The 11,247-nt window shown below is 41.1% G+C and carries 10 protein-coding genes; all 10 read right to left on the bottom strand.

The features are described from left to right. Positions 1-138: 138 nt before the first annotated feature. Entirely contained in the window at positions 139-1,803 is a 1,665-nt protein-coding gene (locus DWX28_RS18245; RefSeq protein WP_158565342.1) for a ribulokinase, read from the bottom strand. Positions 1,804-1,828: 25 nt separating this feature from the next. Further along, positions 1,829-2,770: a transketolase family protein gene (locus tag DWX28_RS18240; RefSeq protein WP_118254510.1), complete on the bottom strand. Its 942-nt coding sequence runs from the start codon at positions 2,768-2,770 to the stop codon at positions 1,829-1,831. 3 nt (positions 2,771-2,773) lie between these two features. After that, on the bottom strand, positions 2,774-3,613 hold the full coding sequence (locus DWX28_RS18235) for a transketolase (protein ID WP_118254507.1): 840 nt from the start codon (positions 3,611-3,613) through the stop codon (positions 2,774-2,776). A gap of 22 nt (positions 3,614-3,635) precedes the next feature. Beyond that, positions 3,636-4,622, bottom strand: coding sequence for an ABC transporter permease (locus tag DWX28_RS18230; RefSeq protein WP_118254504.1), 987 nt, complete (start codon positions 4,620-4,622; stop codon positions 3,636-3,638). Next, entirely contained in the window at positions 4,615-6,114 is a 1,500-nt protein-coding gene (locus DWX28_RS18225; RefSeq protein WP_118254501.1) for a sugar ABC transporter ATP-binding protein, read from the bottom strand. Before DWX28_RS18225 ends, DWX28_RS18230 begins: the two co-directional genes overlap by 8 nt. Before the next feature lie 98 nt (positions 6,115-6,212). Then, positions 6,213-7,172 (bottom strand): substrate-binding domain-containing protein, encoded by a 960-nt coding sequence (locus DWX28_RS18220; protein ID WP_118254496.1) that lies wholly within the window; start codon positions 7,170-7,172, stop codon positions 6,213-6,215. A gap of 159 nt (positions 7,173-7,331) precedes the next feature. After that, complete coding sequence (locus tag DWX28_RS18215) at positions 7,332-8,555, bottom strand: ROK family transcriptional regulator (RefSeq protein ID WP_118254493.1); 1,224 nt, start codon at positions 8,553-8,555, stop codon at positions 7,332-7,334. A gap of 319 nt (positions 8,556-8,874) precedes the next feature. Beyond that, complete coding sequence (locus tag DWX28_RS18210) at positions 8,875-9,753, bottom strand: methylenetetrahydrofolate reductase (protein ID WP_118254490.1); 879 nt, start codon at positions 9,751-9,753, stop codon at positions 8,875-8,877. A 47-nt stretch (positions 9,754-9,800) separates the two neighbouring features. After that, a complete protein-coding gene (locus DWX28_RS18205; protein WP_118254487.1) occupies positions 9,801-10,421 on the bottom strand; it encodes a methylenetetrahydrofolate reductase C-terminal domain-containing protein in 621 nt (206 codons plus the stop codon). A gap of 1 nt (position 10,422) precedes the next feature. Next, positions 10,423-11,247 (bottom strand): RnfABCDGE type electron transport complex subunit C (locus tag DWX28_RS18200; protein WP_118254483.1); only part of this gene is annotated, 825 nt, incomplete at its 5' end.

The raw sequence follows: 11,247 nt of genomic DNA, 5'->3' as shown, positions 1-11,247 counted from the left end.
GCACACATTAATATAAATGTCAACTGTTTTCGAAAAATAAAAAGACCCCTATACCATTTTAGATATAGAGATCTTTATGCGTCATACTAACTTAATGACATTGCCCGAAGGAGTCTTTTATTGTTATTCATAACAGTCTTATTCAAAAACATTCAAAGTATTAACAGCTTCTGCTAAATTCAAATACTCCTGATAATGTTTTCTGTACCATTCTTTCTTTTCAGAATTTGGTTTATAAGTTTTAATACACTTTGCCGCCATATAACCTGCCGCAGTTTCCAGATTCTCATAAATTCCTGCTGCTACTGCCGCATACATGGCAGCTCCCTGTGCACATGTCTGGTCACTGTCCAGAATACATATCTCACGGTTGCTTAAATCTGATAACATCTGCATCACATATGGAGATTTCTTTGAAATGCCACCCACTGCAATGATTTTTTCAATGTTAATCTGCTGTTTTTCAAAGCCTTCTATCAGTCGATACAAACCGCACACCGCTCCAAACACCAGACTTCTGTATAAATAAGGAGCATCCATTCCCAATGATAAACCAACTATTGCTGACTTCTGGGCATCATCCGTATTCGGATATCGTCTCCCATTAAACCAGTCCAGTGCAACAGGAAATGGTTCATCTGGAAGTCTTTCTGCTTCTTCCTGTAGCATAAGAAGAATCTGATCCTTGACTTTTATATATAGTTCTTCTGAAATATCGGATTCTCTGATTTGTGAAAGCTGATTTAACGGCCATTCCAAAAGACGTTTGAACCATGCAAAAATATCACCAAAAGCAGCCTGTCCTGTCTCCACTCCTACATACCCCGGCAAAATTGAGTTCTCAGCCTGCCCGCAGTAGCTCTGAATATTTTTACCTTTGAGATTTTCTGCTTTTTCAACAAACATATCTACACAGGAGGTTCCCATTGTACACACGAAAGTTTTCTCTGCAATTCCAGCCCCTACTGCACCTGCATGAGCATCAAATGAGCTTCCTGAAATTACAATGCTCTCCTTTAATCCAAGCTTTTCTGCCCATTCCTTTGAAAGCGTTCCGACCTTTTCTGTGGATGGCTGAGGTGCTTTTCCATATCTTTCCCTTACCAGAACAAGATACGGATTCAGCTTTTCCAGAACACTTGCCGCCGGCAATCCATCCCATTCGCTGTGCCATAATGCCTTATGACCGGCAGCACAGGCACTATGATATATTTTGTCCGGTCGCGTTTCTCCACAGAGAACACCAGTGATCCAATCACAATGCTCTTCCCAGGTATAGGCAGCTTCACGGACAGAAGCATCATTTCTTACTGCATAAAGTATTTTAGCCCAATACCATTCTGCGCTATAATCTCCCTGATATTTAGTATAATCATTCTCACTGTTATTTCTGAATAATCGGTTTATTTCGTCTGCCTCAGCGGCTGCTGCATGATCCTTCCAGAGAAAGAACATGGCATTTTCATTTTCAGAGAATTCATCCAACAATGCCAGAGGTGTACCGTCTTTGTCTACCGGAACCGGAGTAGATCCCGTAGTATCTACTCCAATCCCTATGATATGATTTTTTTGTTTTTCTGTAATATCTGTCAGTGCTTTTTTGATACACTCTTCCAGAGACTCGAGGTAATCTAATGGATGCTGGCGAAAAATACTCAGCTCCGGATGCTGATAAAGTCCTGCTTTCCATCTGGAATAATACGCGACACCCTGTCCAATATTTTCGCCTGTTTCTGTGTTTACGACAAGTGCACGAACAGAATCACTTCCGAAGTCTACTCCTATTACATAACTTTCTGCCATATATTCAACCATTTCTTTCCTTGATTTATTTTCTGGAGATTGCTTTTTTCGCCTTTGCAGCAATATTTTCCGGAGTCAGACCATAATGTTTTAACAGAGTTGCAGGAGATGCAGAATGACCAAATGTATCCTGAACACCAACAAATTCTGTCGGAACACTCTCATTCTGTACCAGAACTTCTGCTACAGCTGCGCCAAGACCGCCAATCACATTATGTTCTTCAGCCGTAACAATTGCTCCTGTTTCTTCTGCTGCCTTCAAAATAATCTCACGGTCGATTGGTTTAATCGTATGCATATCAATAACTCTTGCACTGATTCCTTCATCTTCCAGAATTTTGTGTGCTTTTAATGCTTCCTGTACCATCAGACCACAGGCGATGATCGTAACATCTTTTCCGTCTTTCAGCTGCACGCCTTTGCCGATTTCAAATGAATAATCCTCAATCGTATCTGTAACACATTCTACTGCCGGACGTCCTGTACGGAAGTAACATGGCCCCTGGAAATCCAGCATTGCTTTTGTAGCCAGACGGGTTTCATTTGCATCACACGGAACGATAACTGTCATTCCCGGGATTGTACGCATCAGACTGATATCTTCCAGACTCTGATGTGTTGCTCCGTCTTCACCTACTGTCAGTCCGGCATGGCTTCCTACTACCTTCACATTTAATCCCGGATAGCATACATTATTTCTTACCTGATCATACACACGTCCTGCTGCAAAAATAGCAAATGTATGTACCAGTGCTGTTGCTCCACAGGTTGCAAAGCCAGCTGCAACATCCACCATATTCGCTTCTGCAATACCAATGTTATAAAAACGTTCCGGGTACTTTTCTGAAAAATAAAGTGTCATCGTACATTTCTTTAAATCCGCATCAAACACATAAATATTTTCATCTGCTCCAAATTCAGCTAATGCACGTCCATAAGCTACTCTTGTTGAAATATTCTCTCCCATTTATCAACCCTCCAGTTCCGCAAGTCTAGCATCCAGTTCAGCAAAGCATTCAGGCCACTGTTCCGGTTTTGGCTGTCCACCGTGGAAATCAACATTATCTTCGAATAAGGAAACGCCTTTTCCTTTAACAGTATGTGCAACAATTACAGTCGGTTTTCCGGTAACCACTGAAGCCAATTCCACTGCATCTGCAATCTGCTCTACATCATGTCCGTCAATCTCGATCACATTCCATCCAAATGCCTTAAATTTATCACCGATTGGATATGGAGACATAACTTCTTCCAGCGATCCATCCAACTGAAGATTATTGTTATCTACAAATGCGATCAGATTATCTGTTTTGTAAAATCCTGCACACATTGCAGCTTCCCATACCTGACCTTCCTGAATTTCTCCATCTCCCATGATACAGAATACACGATTTCCAACTTTATTTGCCTTTGCATACATTGCCATTCCCAGAGCAGTTGACAGTCCCTGTCCAAGAGATCCTGCTGACATATCTACACCTGGTACGTGAATCTCAACGTGTCCTGAAAGATCACTTTCCAAAGTACGGAAAGTAGCGAGATGTTCAACTGGGAAAAATCCTTTCAGTGCCAGTGTTGCATACATAGCCGGTGAACAGTGTCCTTTTGAGAGCACCATTCTGTCACGATCTGCTTTGTTCTGATTGTCCGGATCTACATTCATTTTGTCAAAATACAGTACTGACAAAATATCACAGATGGAGAAAGAACCTCCGATATGTCCGGAACCTGCAGTCTGGATTGTCTGTAATGCTGTTTTTCTAATTCTTGCAGCCCATAATTCCAATTCTTTTTTCTTCTTGCTGTCCATTTATTTAACTCCTTTACGAATTTTATTTTGCTGCGTTCTGTTTTTTCTGTTTTACCATATCTACATAAACTGCTGCAATGATGATGATTCCCTTTAATACATACTGCCAGTAAGAGTTTACATGCATCAGGTTTAATCCATTAGAGATTAATCCGATGATCAGTACACCAATTAAAAGTCCGCCTACGGAACCAGTTCCTCCAAAGAATGAAGTTCCTCCGAGTACTGCTGCTGCGATGGCATCTGTTTCATATCCTTCACCTGTAGATGGCTGTCCTGATGCCAGTCTGGATGCCAGAACTACTCCACAGAAGCCTGCCAGAGTTCCACTGATCGTCCATACGAGAATTTTGATTTTCTTTACATTAATACCAGAGAAACGTGCAGATACTTCATTACCTCCAACTGCATAAATATGACGTCCTGTCTGGGTTTTATTCAGGAAAAAGTAATCCAGGACCAGGAATATGATCATATATACAACCGGAAGTGGTACAGGTCCAAGAGAACCCTGTCCGATTTTTGCAAATCCGGCATTACCGTAAGCGGTTACCGGTGAGCCATTTGCTACAAGATATGCTGTACCACGACAGAAAGACTGCATTGCAAGTGTTACAACAAACGGATGAATTCCTGTGTAAGCGATGATGACACCATTCAAGAGACCAATCACTGCACCAATTGCGACTCCCAGGATCACAGCAATCTGTACCGGAAATCCCCACCACTGAAAAGCTGCAACCGTCATAACACCACTCAATGCTGCAAGTGCACCACCCGTCAGATCAATACCTGCAAGAATGATTGCCATCTGAACACCAATGGCCAGAAAACAGTTTGTTGCACATGTTCTTAAAAGATTCAAAATATTTTTCTGTGTCAGGAAGTTATTACCAAAAACAGAAAATATTACACAGAGAATCAGTAATCCTAATAAGATTCCCCAGTTTTGCGTAAAGTAATCCTTTACGGCTCTGCCTACATAACTTTGTGATTTCTTTTTATTCATTGTTGGATACCCCCATAGCATACTTCAAAATCCGTTCCTGCTCATACTCATCATGTCTCAACTCGCCCATGATATGACCTTCTCGCATAATTATCATACGATCGCTCATATTCATTACTTCCGGCATCTCTGATGAAATCAGAATAATTGCCAGCCCCTGTTTTGCCAGATTATTGATGATCGTATAAATTTCTGCTTTTGCACCTACATCAATACCTCTTGTCGGCTCGTCCAGAATCAAGATTTTCGGATTAGTAGCCAGCCATTTTGCAAGTAATACCTTTTGCTGGTTTCCACCGGAAAGCGTAGAACAGTTTACAAGGGATGAAGGAGTTTTTATATGAAGTTTCTCAATTCCATCATCTGTAATTTCATCTTCTGTTTTGGTATTTACTACCAGTTTTTTAATAAATTTATCCAGTACTGCAAGCGTCATGTTAAACTTAATGGAACTATTCAGTAACAGACCTTCCGTTTTTCGGTTTTCCGGAACAAGTGCAATACCATGTTTCTGCATATGCATCGGATTATGTTCTTTTATCTTTTCACCATTCAGGAAAATCTCTCCTGAATCCATCGGATCAAGACCCATAATCGCTTTCATAAGCTCCGACCGTCCTGCTCCTACCAGTCCATAAAATCCCAGAATTTCTCCGCTTCTTACCTGGAAGCTGCAGTCTACTGCTCTTTTTCCTGCATTGATATTCTTAACTTCCATCATAACTTTTCCAGGTTCATTGTATGTACGTACATAATAATTTCCCAGATCACGACCTACCATCAATGAGATCAGTTCACTGTCCGTACATTCCGAAGACTGACGAGATCCCATAAATTCTCCGTCACGCATGATTGTGACTGCATCACAGAGCTGGAATACTTCTGCCATCTTATGGGTAATGAAAATAATTCCCATGCCCTGCTTCTTGAGATCTCTTACTGTATCAAATAACACATCTACTTCTTTTTCAGAAAGAGAAGATGTCGGTTCATCCAAAATCAAAATTTTTGCATTCAGTGAAAATGATTTCGCGATTTCCACCATCTGCTGCTGTCCAATAGAAAGTCTTCCCACATATTCATTGGGATCTACTGTCAAACCAACCCTCTCAAGAAACGGTTTTGCTGCCTCTGCCATTTTGTCCTTACTAACCAGCCCAAGAGAGTTTTTTATTTCTCTGCCAAGAAAAATATTCTCTGCTATCGTAAGATATGGTTCCAATGCAAGCTCCTGATGGATAAATGCTACTCCAAGAGCCTGTGATTCATGAATGGAATTAATTTCTACTTTTTTTCCTTCTATATATATTTCTCCTGAATCTGCCGGAAAAACACCACCCAGAACATTCATTAATGTAGATTTACCGGCTCCATTCTCACCCATAAATCCCATAACCTCTCCGGCATGAACTGTAATTGCCGCATTATTCAATGCTTTAACACCAGGAAAGGTTTTTACTATGTTTTCCATGCGTAAAAGTTCTTTTTGCATATTTGTGCTCCTCTGAAAAACTGCCAGAGATTTTTGTCTCTGGCAGTCTGTATTTCATTTCACCCTTCCGATATTACAGGGCAATAACGGACTAAAAATTACTGCCAGTCAGTTACATCAAAATCAGCAATGTTATCTTTGTTGATCAGCACTACGTCTACAACCTGATCATGTTCTACTTCTTTACCATCCAGAGTATCGATAGCAGCATCCAGTGCTTTCTGTCCGATTACAGATGGCTGCTGAGCTGCAGATGCAGTAGCGGAACCATCAGCAACATATCCCATGAAGTCCGGGTTACCATCAACACCATAAATTAAAAGATCTTCTTTTCCTGCTGCCTGAGCTGCCTGTACACATCCGAGAGCTCCCATATCATTGATACAGAAGAATCCTGCAAGATCATCATCTGCTGTTAAAACATCTTCTGCTGCTGTCATTGTTTTTGCTGTATCACCTTCTGTATCTGTTGTAGATACGATTTCAAAATAATCACCAGCCGTATCAAGGAAACCTTTTTCACGCTGAACACAAGCTGTTCCTGATGGCTGATTCATTACAGCGATCTTAGCACCTTTATCCAGTTTGCTCATCATATCTTCTGCGCACTCTACACCAGCTTTGTAGTTATCAGAAGCAATAATACTAACTACTTTGTCTGTAGCATCTACTGCTGTATCTACATTGATAACCGGAATTCCTGCTTCTTCACAGGCTGTTAATGCTTCTGTAACTGCTGTACAATCCATAGGTGCAAGAATAATTGCATCAACCTGCTGAGCAATTAAATCGTTAACATAGTTGTTCATTGTTGCCTGATCACTGTTTGCATCAACTGTAACAAGCTGTTTGTCAACGTCCATTCCTTTTGCTTCCATCTCTTCTTTGATACCGCCCATCATAGCAGTCCAGAATGGGTTGTTCATGGTTGTCGGAACGTATGCGATTGTGTAATCATTGCCTTCTGCTTTTTCATCTGCTGCGAATACTGTTGCTCCCCCAACTGTTGTCATTGCCATTGCAAGTACCATTGCGATTATAATGTTTCTTTTCTTCATGTGATCCTTCTCCTTTTTTACACATATTCTCGTTTATTTTATCTTCTGATCATAATTTACCCGAATTTTCCTAGTGAACTCCGGATTCCACCATACGACCCCCGGATTTATAATCAGATGATCAGTACTTGTTCATTACCTGTTTACAGGCTTTTTGCTCTATGCTTCTTTTGCACTTCGAATAAGTTCAAAAATGTTATCTTTTTTACAAAGACTTTCGAATGTATAATAAAAACCACCTAACAAAAAAGAGTCCTGACTGATTTTGGAATAACGTATAGAAGCGTTTTCTTCTACAAATGACGGAACAAAATTTCTGATAGATTCCCGAACTTTTTTCACAAAATCTTCTGTATTCGGGTAATCCGGTCCTATGATAATACAGTCCGGATTGATCAGATATATAATATTTGCAATTCCATATCCCAACATCCAGGCAACTTTGTGTACTGCCCAGGTTGCCAGTTCATCGCCTTTTCGGTATGCATCAAAAACTTCCATATATGTACAGTTTTCATCCAAAACACTGTCTGGAAATTCAAACAGTCTCTCCTTTACATATCGCGTCACACTTTCTGATCCGGCACAGTATTCAAAGGTTCCTTCTCTTCCGCCTTTTACCTGGTTATAATTAATACCCATGTATCCGGCCTCACCGGCGAGTCCCAGATGTCCATTCATAATATTTCCATTAACCACACATCCGGTACCAATACCAAAACCTCTGGATCGTACAACTACCAGGCTGGCTCTCTCTTCACCTTTGATTTCTTCTGCACATCTCCATTCTGCAAATGCAGATAACTTTGCATCATGCTTTATCAGAACTTTTCTTCCCAGTGCTTTCTCCAGTTCTGCCTTGACACTTATCTGGCTTAATTCTTCAAATTCAGAAACCATAAAAATCTCTTCATTTCGCTCGGGTCTGTTAATAAACAGTCCCGGAACTGCCAGACAGATTCCAAGAATACGATCATTCCCATATTCCTCTACCATCTTTAGTGCATCGGCTTTAAGGTTTTCCACAACTCCTGCAAAATCATTTTCTCTTTTGAAATAACAGCGGTTATGTTTCAGTATATTTCCACTAAAGTCAAAAATCGCAAGTTGGTAATCCTTACGGGTGATCCCTATAGACATTGTAAAAACATCGTCCAGTTTTAAAATTAGCTTTTCACCTCTTCGTCCGGCAGCACTTTCACCATTAACTTCAACAATTCCCATTTCATAAAACTCATTGATAATGTTTGTGATTGTTGCTTTTTGCAGATTCAACTCAACTGCCAGTTCTGCTCTGGTCATCATGCCTTTTTCCTGAAGAGTTTTCAAAACAAGGATACGATTGTTTTTCTGCATTTCCATGCTGTTCATTCCTCTTCTCATAGCTTCCTCCGTTAGTTTTTTCAATGAACTTAAACCGCCTATTATTTACTGGTTTTTTTGTTATATTCTTTATTTCCGTCTCCTTGCATTAATTATATTAACGCAATTTCCACATATAGTCAATGATTTTGTGTTAAATTAATGAACAAAAATAAAACTTTATGTTTGTGCATTTTTTATAACAGTAGTTACAGGAACATTACGGAGTAATTTCCTATTACATAAAAAGAGTTGCCCAACCTCCGGTACAAACTATGCATCCGAAATTCGAACAACTCTCTTTCATAATTCGTGATCACACTGACCACGTTTTTATCTTTTAGATCTCAGCCAGTTTCAGAAGCTCCGGAATCTTGGATTCCCAGCCAAGTGCCATGATATGTACACCCTGACAGTATGGCTTGCACTCTTTGATGATACGTGCAGCGATCTCAACACCTGTGATACCTGCTTTTGTCTTTTCTTTGTCTGCTTTCAGTTCTTCGATCATTTCATCCGGAACATGAATGCCGGCAACGTTATTGTTCATGAATCTTACCATTCCAACAGACTTCGGAATGATGATACCAACCTGTACCGGTTTGCCGAACTGTTTTGCTTTTTCCATGAATTTGATGAATTTCTCCGGCTCAAATACAGCCTGTGTCTGGAAGTAATCTGCACCTGCTGCAACTTTTCTTTCCATCTTGGCAAGCTGTGCATCAACGGAATCGCTACACGGAGATACAACTGCACCCTTGGAGAACTTCGGCGGCTCACCAACCAGTTCATTTCCACCAAGGTCTACACCAGACTCCAGGAGCTTCACTGTGTGAAGAAGAGATACAGAGTCAAGGTCGAATACCGGTTTTGCCTGCGGATGATCGCCCATCTTTGTATGGTCGCCTGTCAGGCAGAGAATGTTCTCAATACCGAACATTGCAGCACTTAAGAGATCAGACTCCAGAGCGATACGGTTTCTGTCACGACATGCAAGCTGGAAGATCGGGTCCATTCCTGCATCCTTAAGTACTTTACACATTGCAAGAGAGCCAAGACGCATAACAGAAGACTGGTTATCTGTTACGTTAACTGCATGAACACCTTTGAGATATGTTTTGGCTTCCTCTACCAGTTCATCTACATGGATTCCTTTCGGCGGTCCTACTTCTGCTGAAACTACAAATTCACCACGGTCGAATAATTCTTTCATTTTCATTGTACATTGCTCCAATCATTATAAATTATAATTTATCAGGCTTCTGATTATTTTACTTCATCATCTGTCGCAAAATTATGAATCTGTGTCGGGCATTTCAGTGCGTCAAGGCGTCCGATCTCTTTCAGGCGTCTGTAGATGCGTTCCCATCCACATTCCATCTCACTGTCTACTTCGCATTTTCCGTTCTTGGAACCGCCGCACTGGCCGTTGACAAGACTCTTGGAACATGCTGTGATCGGGCAGATTCCACCTGTCAGATTCAGGTAGCATTCACCACACTGGTCACATTTGTACTCTAATGGTGTCACACCCTGGAAACCAGGTACCGGGTATGTATCACAGGCTGCACAGACCATCTTGTCATCCAGATATTCCGCAACGGTCTGCACACCAACACCGCAGGAGAATACCAGAACCAGATCTGCTTCCTGGATCTTGCTCATATGTTTCTTAAGACGTAATTCCATATTTTCCGGATTACAGATATAATCAGTTGTCATGATCCCTGTTACATTTCCTTCAGCGGCAAGTTCCTTCTGAAGTTCAACAGCTTCTTTTTCCGGAAAACGAACTTCTTTACATCCGTGGCAGTTAATGATAAAAACCTTTTTTCCGGCTGCCAGTGATGTGATCGTTTCTTTTGCTTTTAACTGGGTAATCAACATATCACTTCATCCCCCTTACTGCATTTTTTCCGGCTTTGATACTGTTAATGATCGGAATCTTGGAAGAACAGATGTACTGACAGCATCTACATTCAACACAATCCATAACGCTCATGTCTTTCATGCCCTGCCAGTTCTCTTCTTTGGCATATTTTACGAAATACAGAGGAGAAAGTTCCATCGGACATACGTCTACGCAGCGTCCACATTTGATACATGGCTGCTCTTTTGTCTCATCTGTATCAATAGCGATGATACCGTTGGATCCCTTCATCATTGGTACATCCAGTGTATTCAGAGGGAATCCCATCATTGGTCCGCCCATCTTAACCAGTACGTCATCATCTGTAAATCCACCACAATAATCGATCAGATCTCTTACGCTTGTACCGATCTTGATGATAAAGTTGCCAGGATTCTTGATCTTCTCGCCTGTGATTGTTGTAACACGCTCGATCAGCGGCATACCTTTCTGGATCGCATCAGAGATTGCCTTTACGGTACTGATATTATCTACGATAACGCCAACATCTGCCGGGAGACCGCCGCTCGGAACCTTTCTGCCCATAACGCGCTTGATGAGAGTTTTTTCAGCACCCTGTGGGTATTTGGTTCTTGCAACAAAAACTTCCATGTTTCCGATGTCGGCAACTTTTTCCTGCATTAATTCGATGGCATCCTGCTTGTTATCCTCGATGACAATGATACCCTTCCCGGCACCTGTTGTCTTGAGGATTGCTTTCAGACCAAAAATAATGTCATCTGCAAACTCAAGGAGAACCTTGTGGTCTGCTGTTAAATATGGCTCACATTCGCATCCATTGAG

Source organism: Blautia sp. AF19-10LB, from assembly GCF_003461245.1.
In the GTDB taxonomy this organism is placed as follows: Bacteria; Bacillota; Clostridia; order Lachnospirales; family Lachnospiraceae; genus Blautia_A; species Blautia_A intestinihominis.
Note: the sequence above shows the minus strand (reverse complement) of the source record. Positions and strands in the feature narration are given on the sequence as shown.